Genomic DNA, 17,650 nt, shown 5'->3' on the forward strand with positions numbered 1-17,650 from the left:
GTACAAATATATGCAAGATTATACACATGTAAAATTTGACGAACGAAGATTTATTAAGGATTTATTGTTATCTGATAGTTGCAAAAAGAAAAATGGAACGATTAATTTATCTGAAATATCAAGGCAAACGGGAAGAGATATTAATACTGTTAAAAGAGAAATTAATAGATTTAAAAATATAGAAGATTATGATGTTGGTAAAGCACATAATGATTATTTAAAAAAACGAAAAAAATCTATTAAAAAGCCCCCCAAATTCACAGAAGAACAAAAAGAATGACTAAATTTACGATTTAATATTCTTCATAATTCACCAGCACAAATTATTCATCGATATTTTATAAAGTTTGGTGTTAAATTTCCTGCTTGTGTTAAAACTTTTTATAAATGAATTGACTTAAAATTATTCGGTTTAAATAAACAAAATTTACGCCATCATGGTAAAAAATATAAGAAAAAGGGGGAATATGATAATCGTGGTAAATTAAATAATTTTAAATCAATATTAGATATTGAAAATAAGCAATCTAATGTTGGCTGATTTGAAATGGATACCGTAGTTGGAAAAGACCATCAATCTAGTTGTTTAGTTTTAGTAGAACAATCAAGTAAAAATTACTTTGTAATGAAATTAAAAAATCATACCGCTAATGAGGTTTTAACAAAATTTAAAGATATGATTGTAAGTAATAATTTAATGGGTAAAATGAAAGGAATAATAACAGACCGTGGGAAAGAATTTAGTAAATGAAGAGAAATGGAAATATTTGCTGAAACACAAGTTTATTTTTGTGACCCTGCTTCACCACAACAAAAACCATTAATTGAATATATGAATGGTGAATTTAGACATTGATTTAAAAAAGGAACTGATTTTAATAATGTTAGTCAACAAAAAATAGATTGAGTAGTTGATGTTATAAATGATAAACTTCGACCGTGTTTAAACTGAGTAAGTGCAAAAGAAATATTTTTACAAAATATTAAGTAAATTTTTATTAATTAAATTTAATAAATTATTTTTTAGTGTGTCAAAATATGTTCAAAATAATAACAATTTATAAATAATTTATTTTTTTTAAAAAATAGTTGCATTTATTTTAAATAATGTTATTATCAATTTAACAAGAGATACAAATTTGGAGCTTGTATCTACACAATGCCAATTAAACAAATTTATCAAGAAAATTCAAATAATTATCAAAAATTTAAAAATAAAATCAAATCAGAAATTACTAATTTTCACAGAGAAGATCATAGTGGTTGAGGCGGATCAATTACTAATCATGATATTGATTATTTAATCAATATTCTTTACAATCATTTTCAAGAAATAAATAATCATTTTTTATCTAATCCTAACCATGGTTGAAAAATTATTACAAATACTGTTGGTAGTTATTTTATAATTGAAGATGAATAGAAAAATGAAAAAAATATTAAGTATTTTAGGAACAATTAGTTTAATTACTAGCGGAAGTAGTAATTTAATTGCTTGTGATAATAGTAAAGCAGAAAAACCGTCACAAGGAAGTTATTTAAAATTAATATCAAGTGTTTTAGGAGAAGGAGATACTGAAAAATGATACTTTGGTATTTTTAAAAAAATAATATTTCATTTATTATTTTTTTTAAAAATACCAAAGTATCATTTTTCAGTATCTCCTTCTCCTAAAACACTTGATATTAATTTTAAATGTTCTCAAATATAAACACTGCTATTTTTAATATATGTTTCAAGTTCTTTTAATTCTTGTGTTTTTCTATATTCTAAATTTGTTAAATAATTTTTAATATCTTTTACTTGTTTTTGTTTTTCTTGTAATAGTTCTTTTTCTTCTTCTATTTTTTGGGTTATTATCAATAGTTTTGATGGGTTATGACTTGATTCCATTAAAAGTGGTAATAAATATGTACTTTCATCTTTGGTTTTAATTTCTCAACTATTATCTGGATTATACTGTTTTATAAAACTTATTAATGGAAATTCATAAATACCATCTTTGGGTTTTTGATTTAAATTGTCTTGAATTAATTTTTCTTTTATGTTAATTAATTTTACTTCAACGGGATTGCCAAATTCTTTTAATTCACCATTTATTAATTTTACTTATTTATTTAAATCCACTTTAATTACCATATAATAAGTTTCATTATTTTCTATATCATTTCAATCAAATGAATATTTTGTATTTTTTTCTAATTTTATAATGCGACCACAAATACTTAAATATAATTGCGAATTAAAAGTAAATTCAACACCATCATCTGTTGTTTTATATGTATATTTTAGTTTTTCACTTTCATTTTGGATTAAAAAACCCGTTGAATTTTGATATATATTTTCACCATTAGGTGAAAGTGTTTTTGTTTGTTGTTTTAGTAATAAATCGTATAATGTTGCTTGGTCTTTTGCTAAAACAATACCGCCATTATCAAATGTTATTTTTCTAATTCCCATTTTTTTATTTCCTTTATTTATTTTGCGTCATCATTATTTTTAATTATTGTTTCTATTTTTTCATCATCTAATTGATCACATTCTTTTTTAATTTTTTCTTTTAATTTAATTAGTAATTTATTAAATTGTGCTAATAATACCGGCAGTCCTAATGTTAATCCGTGAATAGTTCAGTATAGTATTTTTAAAAAGAATAGTTTAATTTTTTTATTTTTCATTTTTCTTATCTCCTTGTTTTTGTTTGATATTTATTTCGTTGTTATTTGATAATTTGTTGTTGAAATTAACGGTCATAATATCTAGTTTTGTTTCAATTCGTAAAATTGATAATTGAATTTCGCTTTTTAATTCGTTAAATTCTTTAATATAAATATTGTTTATATTTTGTATATTTGATATTTCTTTATTGATTGTTTTTAATTCGCTTTTAATGTTTTCGTTTTCTTTTTGAAGACTGGCATTTTGTTCTTTAATATTTTTATTTTTCTTATTTAATCACATTGCCATTGTACCAGCACCCCCGCCAGTAAAAACTGATAATATAATTGCAATAATTTCAAGGACTTGTTCCATTAAATATTAAATCTCCTTTTAATTTTATTAATTTCATTATTAATTTGTGTTTCAATATATTTTGTTTTTTTATCAAATTCTTGCTTAATATCTTCAATTTTTTTAATATTTTTAATTAACTGGTCTGTCTCAATGTAATTTAATAATTCTTTAATATTTGTAATATTATTTGATGTTGCTTGATAACTAATTAATGCTATTTCATAAATTCCCTTTTCTTTATTAATTAGATTGTCATTTTGTAAATTTGGACTTGATCCGTTATTGTATTTAATTTCTAAATTAACTGGATCAGATTGTCCTAAATTAACTTTTATTATTACATATCCGTAATAAGTTTCATTTGGATTGCTGGGTTGAATTAATTCTATTTCTGTATTTTCTTCAATTTCTAATAATCTGCCATAAATTAAAATATAATTTTGATTAAAAGTGATTTTATTATTATTTTGCGTATAAAGTACTTTTTCATTGTTTTTAATAATTCCAACTTTGTCTTCTGTGTTATTTGATAAAAAATAATTTTGTATGTTTGCGTCATCTACCGCTTCAATATTATGATTATTAAATGTTTTTCCTATGACTGCCAATTTCATTCACCTCATTAGTCGTGTGTCATCATACCGTCAATAATTAAAATTGTCCATTAAAATTAAATATTTTTTGTTTTTAACATGTCAATAAAATTAATTCTTGCTTTTCCGAATACTAAATGAATGGTATTTTTGTTATTTTCATATTGAATTGCGGATAATATTGTTTCATATTCTTTGTTATTAAAATATAGAATAAATTTATCTCCTAATTTTATTTTGTTTAAATCTAAAATATTTGTATTTTTATTAATATCAAATTCTATCGCATGTGAATATTTGCTTTGTTGTAATTCTTGTTTAGCATAATCAGATATATTAATTTTTTTATCTAATTTAGCAGTTTTATTTATAATGGGTAAAATTCTGTTTTTAATATCTTTTTTATTTTTAATATTTTCAATATATTTTTTAACATCCGCTAAATTTTTTAATTCTGGTTGCGGTTCTGTTGTAAATTTTTTTAATTCTAAGAATTCATTTCAATTAAAAATATTATATTTTGATATATAATTTCAATTATTTTCATTGTTTGGAAAAGAAATTATTATTTTTCCCCCCATCGCACCAGCATTATATATAAATTTAAAAACTTTTTCTTCATCCCAATTACCATATATGGAAAATAGCCAATTTTCTATAGGATTTTCTTTATTTTCTATTTTTATAAAATAAAATTCTTCATTATTTATTTTGATAATTTTAGTACCGATTGGAGAATTTTTAATTAATTCTAGTGTAATTTTTTCTTTTTCAAAGGTAAGTTTTATTTCTTCTGAAATTTTATTTCAAATATTTAAAATTTTATTTAAATTTTCTAATGTTTTATTATTAATAATTTCATTATTTTTAAATAAATATCAACTTTCTTTAAAGTTATTATTTTCATCATAAATGTCTAATTTATTAATTGCTTGTTTATAAAAATCATCTATTTTTAAATTATAAATATCATTAATGTTATCTTTTGCTGAATTATACTTGTAAGTGCAAGTAAATAAAATTGCAAAAAATATCATATAAAAATTTTATGATGCTAAGTTTATTTTAGAAAAAATAAAGCAAGGAGTTTTTATATGGGATATAAACATCTTGGCATAGATGAAAGAATTTATATTGAGAATCAATTGAAGTTTAAAATAAAAATTAGTGAAATAGCTAAAAATCTTAATCGAAGTATTAGTACTATTATTCGAGAAGTTAATAGAAATAAAGATAATAATCATTATTTTTCATTAATTGCACAAAATAAAGCAGAAAATAGAAAACAATCACATATTTATTTTCATAAGTTTAAAAATAGAGAATTAGTAAAATATGTACAACAAAAATTATTATTAGGTTGATCACCCGAACAAATTTATGGCAGAATTAAAAATTTTCATAAAGAATGAATTATTAGTTTTAAAACAATTTACAATTGAATTTATTCTGGATTACTTGAAAAAGTTACTAATAAAAATTTAAGAAGAAAAGGTAAGAAACGAAAATATCAAGAAAATCGGGGTAAATTTAATGGTAAATCAATTAAAGAACGAAATGCTAATGTTAATAATCGCGTAACTCTTGGTCATTGAGAAGGTGATACCGTAGTATCATCACGAGGTAAAAGTAAATCATGTTTAATAACTTTAGTTGAAAGAACATCAAGATTTACTTTAGCAATATTAGTTGAAAATAGAACTACTAAAGTTATTAACGAAAATATTAGCCATTATTTATCAATTCTTCCAAATAATCTTGTTAAGACTATAACATTTGATCGTGGTAAAGAATTTGCTAATTGACAACAACTTGAAAAAAATTTAAATGTGAAAATTTATTTTGCTAATGCATATTAACCCTGACAAAGAGGTACTAATGAAAATACTAATGGTTTAATTAGAGAAAAATTTCCTAAAAAATTTAATTTTTCAAATACTACTAAAAATGCAGTTCATAAATTTATATTGTCTTTAAACCAAAGACCAAAAAAAATACTAAATTATCTTTCGCCAATCGAATATTTGGTTAGAAAAATAATTTAGTTGCACTTAACTTTACAATTTGGCATTTTTATAAATAATTCCTCATTTTAACATTATACTTCTTGCGGATACCTGATTATTTATGCTTAAAAAGCAATTAAAATTTTTAAAAATGATTATTTTAAAGTTTAATTTAATTTTTTTAATTTGTAATTTTTTTATTTTTGTTAGTATCGCAAGAAGTCTATTGTGTTATTTCTCCTTTTTTAAATTTGGATTTTAACACAATATTTTTATTTGTTTAACTGTCCCATTTAATTTTACGGTAGCGTGTAAAATGTTGGGGAAAAGTTTTCAGCATTAAGTTCTAATAATAATTATAAACTATTTTCTTTAAAAGAGTTTTATTATTTGATAATGTAGAAGCGGTGAATATTGGTAAGTTATATTGTTTAACTTCTGGATTATTCATCTTTTTAAATATTCATCTTCAAGTAATTTGTTCATTTTTTACTTGAAGATTTTTAATTTCTGTTAGTTCTTGAAAGGGATTAATCCCATTAGCTGTCAATTGTTTTAATAACATTACTTTGTAAATCGTTTTTTCATTAAATATTTTTGGTTTTGAACGAAACATTACTTTAATAATTCGAGCAATATAACTTTCAATGCGACAACCAATATTTTCTTGATATTCTCATTTTTGAATTGCTCCATAGTATGTTCTTAAATAATTAGATATTTCTTGTAACTTTCCTTTCGCTTCTTCGGTTTTAACAAGCTGATAAGCTCATTCAAGGTATTTTGTAACCTTGTTTAAGTTTAATTTTAGAATTGCTTTTCTAATTTTATTAAATAAATAACGTTTATAATATCGTGGACCACGGAGACAATCTTTAATTTTTTTAATAACATGGAAACGATCAATGATAAATTCAACATTGATGTGTTTTTCAACCGTTGAAATATATTGTGCACCATCACCAAGCACAATAATTTTAGCTGTCTCGGGTGATTCATAATTTAAGTTAATAAATTCTTTAATTCCTTGTCAGTATTTTTTAGAGTTAATTTTTTTAACTTCATTAGTCATTGTTACTAGAAATTTGACATTATGCATTGTTTTTCGTATTGTTTTAGGATCTTTATAACCAGTATGAAAGACGGTTAAACGGATTCTTTTCTTAATTTTTAATCGTTTTTTGATTTGATAACTAATGGCATTGCGATATGCTTCATCGGTTTCAATATAAATAACCCCATCATGTTTTAGTTTTGTATCTGGTTCATCTAGCATTAGTTCTAACAAATGTTTAATATCAAACCGTTTAATAAGGTTAAAAATTGTTTTTTTGTTATGTTAGCATTCCGATACATATTACAAATATCTTGATAACTAAAATTTATGCCTAATTTGCTGATTATTTCTAACGAAAAATCATAATAAAGTCGCTGATAACTTTCAATCCCTAATTGAATATCAAGTAAAAAGACCGTTTTTGGTTTTTTTGCCACTTGAAATTCTGGTTTTAAGATATATTTTCGTCGTTTAAAAGTAACTTCACCATTATGAAAAACCAAAGTTCGTTGATAAAATCCTTTTGGAATATAACGTGCTTTGCGTCAGTCCTTATTAAAAATATAGTTATCAATATATTCAAAAATATTTTTAAATAGTATTCAAGCTTCAGAACTAATTTCATTGTTTAAATAGGATAATAGTGCTGTAATAGGGATATTGGGGCTAATTTCATTAATTAAATCAATAAAAGAGTTATTATTTTCGTTTAAAAACTCTTGGATTCTAGCTATAATATTCATAGGATAGTTTTCTTTCTAATTTTTTTCAAACTTAATTATACTGAAAACTTTCTTTTTTATTTTCCCCAACTTTGGCAACGCAATCTAATTTTACAATTCAGGTATTAAAAAGGAATTAAAATGTTATAATGATTATAAGTACCGAATTAAGAGAAAGGGGATTACCATGTTTTTATCATTTCTGATCATAGCACAAAATAATCAAACAAAATTAATGAAGATTTTAATTTCAATTAATGAACAAACCACTAATGATTATGAAATTATTTTTGTTGAAGATAGTGGCTTTCAACCAAAATCACCACTCTTAGAATTTATGAATGAATGTTTCTATAAATCGGGGAAACAAATCCAAGTAATTACAAATTTGCGCAGTCAAGGCTTTTCATATAGCATTAATACCGCCATTGCTGCTGCCAAAGGGGAATTTTTCATGATTGTTGACGAAGGACAAACAATTCATAAAACATCGGTTGCTGTTTTAAAAGAAAAGGTTGCAACATATCAAGTGGAACATAAAAAAATTGATATGGTTGAATTTCGTATGCATTATTCTAATTCCAAAGAAACAAGTGAAATTTGAAATAAATGTGATGTTTTATTATCTCCCAAAACAAATAAGGAAGTGTTAGCATATACTGATTGTATTATTTTTAGCAAGATCTTCCGGCGTAAACTTATTTTACAAAAAAATGTAACCTTACTGGATTATCGTCGTACTGATGCTTACTTTATTTATAATTCCTTGGTTTATACGAGTGGTTTTTTAGCAATTAAAGATGTTTTGGTTGATTATGATTTAGACGTTGTTACCTATAGTGTTTTTGATTTAATTAAACAATGAATTTATATTTTTAATTTATATCGTGATTTAAACTTATACCGGGAATATAAAGAGGAATTAGAGTATGCCTTTCTTCGCTTTTGTTTAGTAACATTTTTAGAAATTGTTAGTTTACAAAAGAATAAAAGATTGTCAATTAAAGCTATTCATAGTGCCGAGAATAAGTTAGAGCGTCGTTATAAGAGTTTTTTAAAAAATAAATATATTAAAGATATCAAAGAGCCTCGGTTTAAAATAATTGTTGCGGATATTAAAGGATATATTAAAAATTGAAAATTGGAAAATACAAAATAAATTATGCAAACATTAGAAAATAAAAAAAATTGTTCAGAAGTTGATAAGAATGGTTTAGCTGCGACGATGATAAAAAATAACGAGGAGGAAGACTATCAAATTCATCAATTAGCCCGGCCAATGCGGATTATTTTTGCTCGTCTTTTAGATATTATTTTAGCGAGTTTAATTCCCTTAACGTTAACTTCGACCATGAAATATTGAGATCAAAAGCAGACAATTTGAGCACCAATAGGAATTATTAGTATTACTTTTTTACTTTTTTTCGTATATTTTGTTATTATTCCTTATTTTTGAGGTGGGGAGACAGTTGGCAAGTTTTGTTGTCAAATTAAATTAGTTACGAACGCCGCGAAATTAAAATTAGAGGTTATTTTCACCCGTGAATTATTTATTATTTTTTTACCATGATTTGTTGTTTTACTGACAAATTTAACTTTAAATCTAATTTTTAAAGTTAGTTTAAGTAATCTGTTTGGAACAAGTAATAAAAATCCAATTGCATTAATTATTATTCGTATCGTTACAACCATTTATTTTTTATGATATTTGGGGTTAATCTTTGGTTTAATCTTAAATCCGAATCATCAAATTTTATTTGATCAACATTTTCATTTATTTAATGTGAAGAGAAAACCCGTTGTGAAAAAAAACTCCAAAGCCCCCAAAGAATTAATTACAAGAAAAACCAAACATGTTCATTTAGCAGAGAACCAACCGGGGAATATTGCGGATGAAATTTTAAAAGAAATTGATGAATTATAAGGTAAAATAGAATTGTTTGTAGAGAGAGTAAGAATATTATGACAAATGAATTTATTGAAAGTTTAAATCCTAATCAACGCGAAGCTGTTTTAGCAATTAGTGGCCCAGTGCGGATTATTGCGGGAGCTGGTAGTGGTAAAACCCGGGTTATTATTAATAAAATTGCATATTTAATCCGCTATTCTAATTTAGAACCAAGACGGATTTGCGCTGTGACATTTACTAACAAAGCAACGAATGAAATGAAAGAACGAATTGTTGATTTAATTGGCGATAGTGGACAACGTTGTATGATTGCAACTTATCATGCCTTATGTGTGCGGATTTTACGCGAAGATATTATTCATTTAAATTATGATCGCCAGTTTAATATTATTGATATGGCAGATCAAGAAAATATTTTACGTAATATTTATAAAACATTGAATGTTAAATATGATGCTCAAGAAGCAAAAAAAGTTAAGAACTTTATTTCTAATTGAAAAAATTATTTTATTAGTCCGCTGAATGCCAAAGTTACGGCTGTTGGTGATGAAAAACGGTGAGCAGCGGTTTATCAACTTTATGAAAATCGTTTGCGGGAAATAAATAGTGTTGACTTTAATGATTTAATTTTATTAACGCATAAATTATTTAAAAATAATTTAGAAGTGTTACAAAAATGACAAAAACGATTTGATTATTTTTTAGTTGATGAGTTTCAAGATACCAATGAATTACAATTTGATATTATTAAATGATTAGTTGGAGATAACCATAATATTACTGTTTTTGGAGATCCAGATCAAACAATTTATTCATGACGTGGAGCAAAAATTGATTTAATTTTAAATTTTGATAAGTATTTTAGTCTTACTCAAACTATTGTGTTAAACCAAAATTATCGTTCAACACAAAATATTCTATCTTTAGCTAATAAATTGATTGAACATAGTAAAAAGCGTTTTAAAAAGGATTTGTTTACTGTTCAAGCAACCGGACAATTACCAATTTTATATCATGGGATTAATAGTAGTGATGAAAGTGATTTTATTGCGCGAAAAATTAAGGACTTAATTAAAACGGAAGATCATCGTTATAATGATGTCTTAATTTTATATCGGTCTAATTATTTATCACGGGATTTAGAAATTGCTCTGGCAGACTATGGGGTTTCATATCTTATTTTTGGAGCTTTTAAGTTTTATGAACGAAAAGAAATTAAAGATGCTCTTGCTTTTTTAAAGATAATTATGAATAATGATCCGTTAGCAATCGAACGGGCTTTATCATTGACACCAAAAATTGGCCCAAAAGCAATTGAACAAATTATGCAAATTTTAAAAGAGCAGCAAATAACGTTTACAACCTTATTAACTGAACAATTTGCTTTGTTACCAGTAACGTTCCAACATAGTTTAAGTAAATTACAAGCAGCGTTTTTAACTGCTCTTGCTGAATTACCAACAGTCAAAACAGTGGGAAGTTTTTTAACCTTGCTCCTAGATAAAACAGGTTATTTACAACGCTTACGGGATAATTTTGAAGAAGAACGCGAAGAAAATATTTTAGAATTAATTGCTTCAGTTACTAAATTTGATAATCAAAATAAGAATTTAAACGGTGTTGAATTATTAAGTGAATTTTTACAGCTGGTTTCATTGCAAACGGATAGTGATAGTGATAGTGATAATTTAACGGATAATACTGTTTCTTTAATGACAATTCATAATGCCAAAGGATTAGAGAAAAAAGTTGTCTTTATTGTTGGGTTAAATGAAGGAATTTTTCCAACCATGCAAGCCATCAAAGGGGGGCATGAACCGTTAGAAGAAGAACGCCGAGCCTTATATGTCGCGATTACAAGAACAAAAGAATTGTTGTTTTTAAGTTATGCTGATGGATATTCATTTGCCACCAGAAATGAACGATTTGAATCGCGTTTTATTAAAGAATTAAATGATGATTTTTATGAAAAAGTTAATAGTGAAAGATTATTAATGAAGGCAAAACCAAGTCCTATTTTTCATAACAACCACAATGATAAACAGGCCCGAACAACTTTTCATCTTAACAAAAATGTTGAACCATCTTTTAAACCTCCTAACCCGTGAAAAGTAGATGATACGGTTAGTCATGAATTATTTGGGATTGGGGTTGTTGTTAAAATTATTGCTCAAAATGTTCAAATTGTTTTTCCAAGTCCGTTTAATGTCAAAATTATTTCAGCGGATAGTCAAGCAATTAAAAAAGTAGAATAAATAACAAGAGGGAAAATTAATGAAAATTAAAAACTATAAAGAATTAGCAAAGATAGTAGTGTGTGGAGTTGGAACCATTTCGCGTTATTTTAGTGGGGGCTCAATTAGCACTGAAATGCGAGAACGAATTAAGGCCATCTTAAACCAAAATGATTTTCTCTTAAAAAAGAATCATTGCCAGGCTAATGTCAATTTATTAATTTTTTATAAAATAACAACATGAACTTTTAATATTCTTCAATTTGTGCTGTGTAGATACAAACGGCAAATTTATATCTTGTTAAATTAATAATAAAATATTTTTAATAAATTTTTTTAATTTTATTTTTATTTTCAACACTTCAATCTGTAATTTTACCTGTATTTGTATCAATTTGGGGTGTTTGAAGTTCACCATTTCCATCTCAACGATAAAGACCTTTTAATTTACCTGCTTCAACATAAACTTTTATATCACTCGGAATAAACGGAATACCATCTATTTCTTTGACGTTATCTGTATCATGTTTAAATTTTAATATTTTTCATTGTTTACTATTAAAAGGGAGCGCGTAAAATATTCGGTTGGTGGGAATTTTCCAAAAACTAAGAAAAAGACAGAAATAAAATTCTGTGCAATGTTTCTTTTAACTTAGATATATAAATAAAAATTTTTCTAGATTATTATTAATATATAAAGTTAGGAGAAACATTTTTATATGACTAAAGGTAAAATAAAAGGGTCTAAAGATCATTCTTTTGAATTTAAAGAAAAAATTGTTAATGAATATTCAATTAACAATAAATCTTATAGTGAAATAGCAAAAGAATATCATATTAGTTTAGCAACTATTTCAAAATGAGTAAATCAATTTCAACAAAATAAAGAAATTCTAAAAGAACGAAAAAAGCGAAAAGATTTTGAATTAAATAAGTTTAAAAAACCCTTAGAACGTGAAAACTATTTATTAAAAAAAGAAAATGAAAGAATAAAAGCTGAGAATGAGGTTTTAAAAAAGCTTGAAGCTCTTCCAAAGATAAAAACAAAAACAAACATTAGAAAACAAATTGCTTTTATTAAATCAGAATTGCAAGTTTAAAAAATTACTTTATCATGATATTTAAAAGAATTAAGAATTTCATATGATACTTGAAATAAATATTCAAAAAATTGTGATGAATATCAACCAAATATTGATTATTCAATATATGAAATAATTAAAGCAATTCATAGAGAAAATAGTATTAAAAAGTAGACTGCACCCCGTTTAGTAAGTATTAATAAAAAGGTTTACAAACTTTCATTTATTATATATTTTTCTTTTTGGTTTGAATATCATTTATTTCATTTTTTAACATCATTAATATATTCATTATGAGATTTATAATTTTTATTATGGATTGTTCCTTTTTTAAGTAATGAATGAAAAATTTCAATAATAATGTTGTCTGCACAATGATAATTTTTACCCATTGAAATTATAATTTTGTTATCTAAACATTTACTATTATAATCTTTAGATGTATATTGATATCCGTGATCTGAATGAATTATTGTTTTATTTAGCTCTTTTTTTATTTTTTTAATTTTATTAATTGCAGCATTTAAATTATCAATTACAAGTTTGTTATTATTAAATTTTGATCATTTTACATCAATAATTTCTTTAGTATATCCATCAATTATTGTTGATTGATAATGTTTTTTACCATTTCAAATTAAATAAGTTACATCAGTAAATAAAATTGAAAATCTTTCTTTAATATCATTAAAATTACGATTTACTAAATCAGGATATTTAATGATATTTTTATTTCTATTTTGTTTTATTAATATTTTTCTACGCATACGCTTTACATATTCAGCTTGAATATTATTTTCTTTCATAATTCGTAATACTTTCTTAGCATTATAAACAATGCCATAATCTTCTTTTAAATATTTGGTAATTCGACGATAACCAAATTGTTTTAAATTTTCTTCATAGACTTTTACAATATTCTTTAATGATTCGCTATCCTTACCAGTACTTGAATAATTTTTATATTTATCTCAATAACTACGCTTTAAATTTGTTATATCAAGTAATAAATTTAGTGGATATTTATTAAGGTTTTCTTTGATAAAAAATACAATTTTTCTTTTATTTAATTGTAAAAGTCATGAAGCTTTTTTAGTAATTCATACCTAACTTTGTAATAGTTTAAATCTCTTTTTTCAAATGATTCTTTTGGACCTTTATTGGTGTTTAAAATCCCTTTCTTAAAATTTTCATACCATGAAGCAACAGTTTTTTTATTAATTGCATATTTTTTTGCAATAAAACTTATACTATTATTTTTAACCTCTTGTCCTATCCTTTTTCGAAAATCTGCTGTATATTTATTAAATTTTTGTCCTTTTCTTGCCATATAAAAATGCACCTCCTTTAAAAGTTTAGCAAAGACTTTTTTTCTTTACTTACTTTTTTGGGTGCAGTCTAAAAAGCTTCATGACTTTTACAATTAAATAAAAGAAAAATTGTATTTTTTATCAAAGAAAACATTAATAAATATCCACTAAATTTATTATAGACTGCACCCTGTTTAGTAAGTATTAATAAAAAGGTTTACAAACTTTCATTTATTATATCTTTTTCTTTTTGGTTTGAATATCATTTATTTCATTTTTTAACATCATTAATATATTCATTATGAGATTTATAATTTTTATTATGGATTGTTCCTTTTTTAAGTAATGAATGAAAACTTTCAATAATAATGTTGTCTGCACAATGATAATTTTTACCCATTGAAATTATAATTTTGTTATCTAAACATTTACTATTATAATCTTTAGATGTATATTGATATCCGTGATCTGAATGAATTATTGTTTTATTTAGCTCTTTTTTTATTTTTTTAATTTTATTAATTGCAGCATTTAAATTATCAATTACAAGTTTGTTATTATTAAATTTTGATCATTTTACATCAATAATTTCTTTAGTATATCCATCAATTATTGTTGATTGATAATGTTTTTTACCATTTCAAATTAAATAAGTTACATCAGTAAATAAAATTGAAAATCTTTCTTTAATATCATTAAAATTACGATTTACTAAATCAGGATATTTAATGATATTTTTATTTCTATTTTGTTTTATTAATATTTTTCTACGCATACGCTTTACATATTCAGCTTGAATATTATTTTCTTTCATAATTCGTAATACTTTCTTAGCATTATAAACAATGCCATAATGTTCTTTTAAATATTTGGTAATTCGACGATAACCAAATTGTTTCAAATTTTCTTCATAGACTTTTACAATATTCTTTAATGATTCGCTATCCTTACCAGTACTTGAATAATTTTTATATTTATCTCAATAACTACGCTTTAAATTTGTTATATCAAGTAATAAATTTAGTGGATATTTATTAAGGTTTTCTTTGATAAAAAATACAATTTTTCTTTTATTTAATTGTAAAAGTCATGAAGCTTTTTTAGTAATTCATACCTAACTTTGTAATAGTTTAAATCTCTTTTTTCAAATGATTCTTTTGGACCTTTATTGGTGTTTAAAATCCCTTTCTTAAAATTTTCATACCATGAAGCAACAGTTTTTTTATTAATTGCATATTTTTTTGCAATAAAACTTATACTATTATTTTTAACCTCTTGTCCTATCCTTTTTCGAAAATCTGCTGTATATTTATTAAATTTTTGTCCTTTTCTTGCCATATAAAAATGCACCTCCTTTAAAAGTTTAGCAAAGACTTTTTTTCTTTACTTACTTTTTTGGGTGCAGTCTATTACTTGATATAACAAATTTAAAGCGTAGTTATTGAGATAAATATAAAAATTATTCAAGTACTGGTAAGGATAGCGAATCATTAAAGAATATTGTAAAAGTCTATGAAGAAAATTTAAAACAATTTGGTTATCGTCGAATTACCAAATATTTAAAAGAAGATTATGGCATTGTTTATAATGCTAATAAAGTATTACGAATTATGAAAGAAAATAATATTCAAGCTGAATATGTAAAGCGTATGCGTAGAAAAATATTAATAAAACAAAATAGAAATAAAAATATCATTAAATATCCTGATTTAGTAAATCGTAATTTTAATGATATTAAAGAAAGATTTTCAATTTTATTTACTGATGTAACTTATTTAATTTGAAATGGTAAAAAACATTATCAATCAACAATAATTGATGGATATACTAAAGAAATTATTGATGTAAAATGATCAAAATTTAATAATAACAAACTTGTAATTGATAATTTAAATGCTGCAATTAATAAAATTAAAAAAATAAAAAAAGAGCTAAATAAAACAATAATTCATTCAGATCACGGATATCAATATACATCTAAAGATTATAATAGTAAATGTTTAGATAACAAAATTATAATTTCAATGGGTAAAAATTATCATTGTGCAGACAACATTATTATTGAAAGTTTTCATTCATTACTTAAAAAAGGAACAATCTATAATAAAAATTATAAATCTCATAATGAATATATTAATGATGTTAAAAAATGAAATAAATGATATTCAAACCAAAAAGAAAAAGATATAATAAATAAAAGTTTGTAAACCTTTTTATTAATACTTACTAAACGGGGTGCAGTCTAAAGGACACAGACAAATTAAATTATTTTTGGAAGATCAAAAAATTAATGTGTCGAATTCAACAGTTTATCGTTATATGAAATTAGCTAATAGAATTTCTAGTGTAAGAATTAAAACAAGAAAAAAAATTAATTATTTCTTAAAAATGACAAATGAACATATTCGACATAAATATCTATTAAAACGTAATTTTAAAGCTGAAAAAAATAATCAAAAGTGATCAATTGATATTACGTATGTTAAAACAATCACAGAATGAGTATATTTATTTGCAATCAAGGATTTATTTAGTAATTTAATAGTAAATTATTCTTTAACAACAACTCCAACAGTAAATTGAGTAAATAATTGTATCAAAGAAGCAATTATTAAAAGAAAAATAATCAAAGGTGAATTAACTATTAATTCTGATCAAGGGATTCATTTCACTTCAAAAGCTTATGAAAAATTATTAAAAAAACACGGCATAAATATAAGTATGTCAAGAAGAGGCGATTGTTTAGATAATTCACCGATTGAAAATTGATTTTCAATTCTTAAAACCGATAACTCAGAATTATCACACTGTAAAAATATTTTAGAAGTAAAAAATATTGTAGATAATTATATAATTCATTATAATGAAAAAAGAAAAATTTTAAATTTAAAAATGCCACCACTTCAATATGAAATGAAAGCATTCTTTTAATTAAAATTCTCAGTTATCTGAAACTGTGCAGAAATAAAATTCTGTCTTTTTTAATTAGGTTAAAATTGTCGTTAACCTTGCTTAGTTTAATAAAACAACAGCAAAAACAACTAAATAAAACTCTCCTACTTGGAATGTCGTAAAAACAAGCGAGTGAGGATAAACAATATACTTCTTGCGATACTAACAAAAATAAAAAAATTACAAATTAAAAAAATTAAATGGCCAAATACAAATCGATGAAACATTTATTAAAGAAATCCATAAAGGTAATTTTAAAGATAAATTTGATAAACGAAAAACTCATCTTGATCCATTTTCCACTAACACTAAATGTTGTATTCAAATGGCGGTTGATACTAATAATAATATTTTTGTTCAATCCACTAACACCAAACGATTACAAAAACAGTGAATTATTGAAAATATGAATACAAAATTAATTAACAAAAATTCCATTATTATTTATGACATGCAACCATTATATTTATTAGTAGCAAAACAAACAAGTTCTACTTTATATGCCACTAAAACTAGGACAAATCCTGATGCCAGTTATCGAAAATTAAATAAAATTAGTAAATTACAAGCAAGTCTTAAAGAAGCCTTAATTCATTATCATGGTTTAGGTTTTACTAACATTCAAAATTATTTAAATCTCTAAAAATGAAAATACCAACACAAAGATTTAACACCAAACCAACAAGCAACGATATTATATTTTAACATCTAAAAAAGTTAAAGAACAATAATAATCTTCCATCAAATTCGTTTTCAAATTGTCATATTG

Annotated in this window: 23 protein-coding genes and 2 pseudogenes; 12 read left to right on the plus strand and 13 right to left on the minus strand. The window is 23.9% G+C overall.

The window, feature by feature from the left end; all coding sequences use genetic code 4:
* Nucleotides 1-10 precede the first annotated feature (10 nt).
* Complete coding sequence (locus ACQH23_RS06430; protein WP_425377684.1) at nt 11-991, plus strand: IS30 family transposase; 981 nt, start codon at nt 11-13, stop codon at nt 989-991.
* A 168-nt stretch (nt 992-1,159) separates the two neighbouring features.
* The gene (locus ACQH23_RS06435) at nt 1,160-1,423 is read left to right on the plus strand and encodes a hypothetical protein (RefSeq protein ID WP_425377685.1); all 264 of its coding nucleotides are present in this window, start codon (nt 1,160-1,162) and stop codon (nt 1,421-1,423) included.
* A 111-nt stretch (nt 1,424-1,534) separates the two neighbouring features.
* On the opposite strand, the gene ACQH23_RS06440 is transcribed toward ACQH23_RS06435, so the two are convergent.
* The 6 genes from ACQH23_RS06440 to ACQH23_RS06465 form a co-directional block, all read right to left on the minus strand.
* On the minus strand, nt 1,535-1,894 hold the full coding sequence (locus tag ACQH23_RS06440; RefSeq protein ID WP_425379352.1) for a hypothetical protein: 360 nt from the start codon (nt 1,892-1,894) through the stop codon (nt 1,535-1,537).
* Nucleotides 1,895-2,110: 216 nt separating this feature from the next.
* Entirely contained in the window at nt 2,111-2,461 is a 351-nt protein-coding gene (locus ACQH23_RS06445; RefSeq protein WP_425377686.1) for a hypothetical protein, read from the minus strand.
* A gap of 17 nt (nt 2,462-2,478) precedes the next feature.
* Nucleotides 2,479-2,679 carry a hypothetical protein gene (locus ACQH23_RS06450; protein ID WP_425377687.1) on the minus strand — a complete coding sequence of 67 codons (201 nt, stop codon included), beginning with the start codon at nt 2,677-2,679 and terminating at the stop codon, nt 2,479-2,481.
* On the minus strand, nt 2,669-3,034 hold the full coding sequence (locus ACQH23_RS06455; protein WP_425377688.1) for a hypothetical protein: 366 nt from the start codon (nt 3,032-3,034) through the stop codon (nt 2,669-2,671). Before ACQH23_RS06455 ends, ACQH23_RS06450 begins: the two co-directional genes overlap by 11 nt.
* The gene (locus ACQH23_RS06460) at nt 3,034-3,624 is read right to left on the minus strand and encodes a hypothetical protein (RefSeq protein WP_425377689.1); all 591 of its coding nucleotides are present in this window, start codon (nt 3,622-3,624) and stop codon (nt 3,034-3,036) included. The genes ACQH23_RS06455 and ACQH23_RS06460 overlap by 1 nt, the downstream gene beginning before the upstream one ends.
* 62 nt (nt 3,625-3,686) lie before the next feature.
* On the minus strand, nt 3,687-4,646 hold the full coding sequence (locus ACQH23_RS06465; RefSeq protein WP_425377690.1) for a hypothetical protein: 960 nt from the start codon (nt 4,644-4,646) through the stop codon (nt 3,687-3,689).
* Between the two features lie 57 nt (nt 4,647-4,703).
* On the opposite strand from ACQH23_RS06465, the gene ACQH23_RS06470 reads away from it, so the two are divergent.
* Entirely contained in the window at nt 4,704-5,468 is a 765-nt protein-coding gene (locus ACQH23_RS06470; RefSeq protein ID WP_425377691.1) for an IS30 family transposase, read from the plus strand.
* A gap of 493 nt (nt 5,469-5,961) precedes the next feature.
* Here ACQH23_RS06470 and ACQH23_RS06475 read toward each other — a convergent pair whose 3' ends face one another.
* On the minus strand, nt 5,962-6,891 hold the full coding sequence (locus tag ACQH23_RS06475; RefSeq protein ID WP_425377692.1) for a UPF0236 family transposase-like protein: 930 nt from the start codon (nt 6,889-6,891) through the stop codon (nt 5,962-5,964).
* 5 nt (nt 6,892-6,896) lie between these two features.
* Nucleotides 6,897-7,415: a UPF0236 family transposase-like protein gene (locus tag ACQH23_RS06480; protein ID WP_425377693.1), complete on the minus strand. Its 519-nt coding sequence runs from the start codon at nt 7,413-7,415 to the stop codon at nt 6,897-6,899.
* Nucleotides 7,416-7,581: 166 nt separating this feature from the next.
* Here ACQH23_RS06480 and ACQH23_RS06485 point away from each other — a divergent pair, with 166 nt between their 5' ends.
* The 5 genes from ACQH23_RS06485 to ACQH23_RS06505 all read left to right on the plus strand — a co-directional run bounded on the left by ACQH23_RS06485 (nt 7,582) and on the right by ACQH23_RS06505 (nt 12,637).
* Entirely contained in the window at nt 7,582-8,553 is a 972-nt protein-coding gene (locus ACQH23_RS06485) for a glycosyltransferase (protein WP_425377694.1), read from the plus strand.
* A gap of 3 nt (nt 8,554-8,556) precedes the next feature.
* Nucleotides 8,557-9,318 carry an RDD family protein gene (locus ACQH23_RS06490; RefSeq protein WP_425377695.1) on the plus strand — a complete coding sequence of 254 codons (762 nt, stop codon included), beginning with the start codon at nt 8,557-8,559 and terminating at the stop codon, nt 9,316-9,318.
* 38 nt (nt 9,319-9,356) lie between these two features.
* Nucleotides 9,357-11,558, plus strand: a complete 2,202-nt coding sequence (locus ACQH23_RS06495) for an ATP-dependent helicase (RefSeq protein WP_425377696.1) — start codon at nt 9,357-9,359, stop codon at nt 11,556-11,558.
* A gap of 19 nt (nt 11,559-11,577) precedes the next feature.
* Entirely contained in the window at nt 11,578-11,847 is a 270-nt protein-coding gene (locus ACQH23_RS06500; protein WP_425377697.1) for a hypothetical protein, read from the plus strand.
* Between the two features lie 409 nt (nt 11,848-12,256).
* Nucleotides 12,257-12,637, plus strand: a complete 381-nt coding sequence (locus tag ACQH23_RS06505; protein ID WP_425377698.1) for a transposase — start codon at nt 12,257-12,259, stop codon at nt 12,635-12,637.
* A gap of 191 nt (nt 12,638-12,828) precedes the next feature.
* On the opposite strand, the gene ACQH23_RS06510 is transcribed toward ACQH23_RS06505, so the two are convergent.
* The 5 genes and pseudogenes from ACQH23_RS06510 to ACQH23_RS06530 form a co-directional block, all read right to left on the minus strand.
* Nucleotides 12,829-13,425, minus strand: coding sequence for a DDE-type integrase/transposase/recombinase (locus tag ACQH23_RS06510; RefSeq protein WP_425377699.1), 597 nt, complete (start codon nt 13,423-13,425; stop codon nt 12,829-12,831).
* 21 nt (nt 13,426-13,446) lie between these two features.
* Nucleotides 13,447-13,719: pseudogene (locus ACQH23_RS06515) on the minus strand (hypothetical protein); the annotation flags it as partial.
* Nucleotides 13,686-13,949 (minus strand): hypothetical protein, encoded by a 264-nt coding sequence (locus ACQH23_RS06520; protein WP_425377654.1) that lies wholly within the window; start codon nt 13,947-13,949, stop codon nt 13,686-13,688. The pseudogene ACQH23_RS06515 and the gene ACQH23_RS06520, both read right to left, overlap by 34 nt.
* 197 nt (nt 13,950-14,146) lie before the next feature.
* A complete protein-coding gene (locus ACQH23_RS06525; RefSeq protein WP_425377700.1) occupies nt 14,147-14,830 on the minus strand; it encodes an IS3 family transposase in 684 nt (227 codons plus the stop codon).
* A 173-nt stretch (nt 14,831-15,003) separates the two neighbouring features.
* Nucleotides 15,004-15,267 (minus strand): hypothetical protein, encoded by a 264-nt coding sequence (locus ACQH23_RS06530; protein ID WP_425377654.1) that lies wholly within the window; start codon nt 15,265-15,267, stop codon nt 15,004-15,006.
* 185 nt (nt 15,268-15,452) lie between these two features.
* Here ACQH23_RS06530 and ACQH23_RS06535 point away from each other — a divergent pair.
* The 4 genes and pseudogenes from ACQH23_RS06535 to ACQH23_RS06550 all read left to right on the plus strand — a co-directional run.
* Nucleotides 15,453-15,518, plus strand: a pseudogene (locus tag ACQH23_RS06535) (hypothetical protein); the annotation flags it as partial.
* Between the two features lie 21 nt (nt 15,519-15,539).
* Nucleotides 15,540-16,136, plus strand: coding sequence for a DDE-type integrase/transposase/recombinase (locus ACQH23_RS06540; protein ID WP_425377701.1), 597 nt, complete (start codon nt 15,540-15,542; stop codon nt 16,134-16,136).
* A gap of 28 nt (nt 16,137-16,164) precedes the next feature.
* On the plus strand, nt 16,165-16,860 hold the full coding sequence (locus tag ACQH23_RS06545; protein WP_425377702.1) for an IS3 family transposase: 696 nt from the start codon (nt 16,165-16,167) through the stop codon (nt 16,858-16,860).
* Nucleotides 16,861-17,119: 259 nt separating this feature from the next.
* On the plus strand, nt 17,120-17,524 hold the full coding sequence (locus ACQH23_RS06550; protein WP_425379320.1) for a hypothetical protein: 405 nt from the start codon (nt 17,120-17,122) through the stop codon (nt 17,522-17,524).
* The last annotated feature ends 126 nt before the right edge of the window (nt 17,525-17,650 follow it).

Origin of the sequence: Spiroplasma endosymbiont of Polydrusus pterygomalis, from assembly GCF_964030635.1 — a bacterium.
Lineage (GTDB): Bacteria > Bacillota_I > Bacilli_A > Mycoplasmatales > Mycoplasmataceae > Spiroplasma.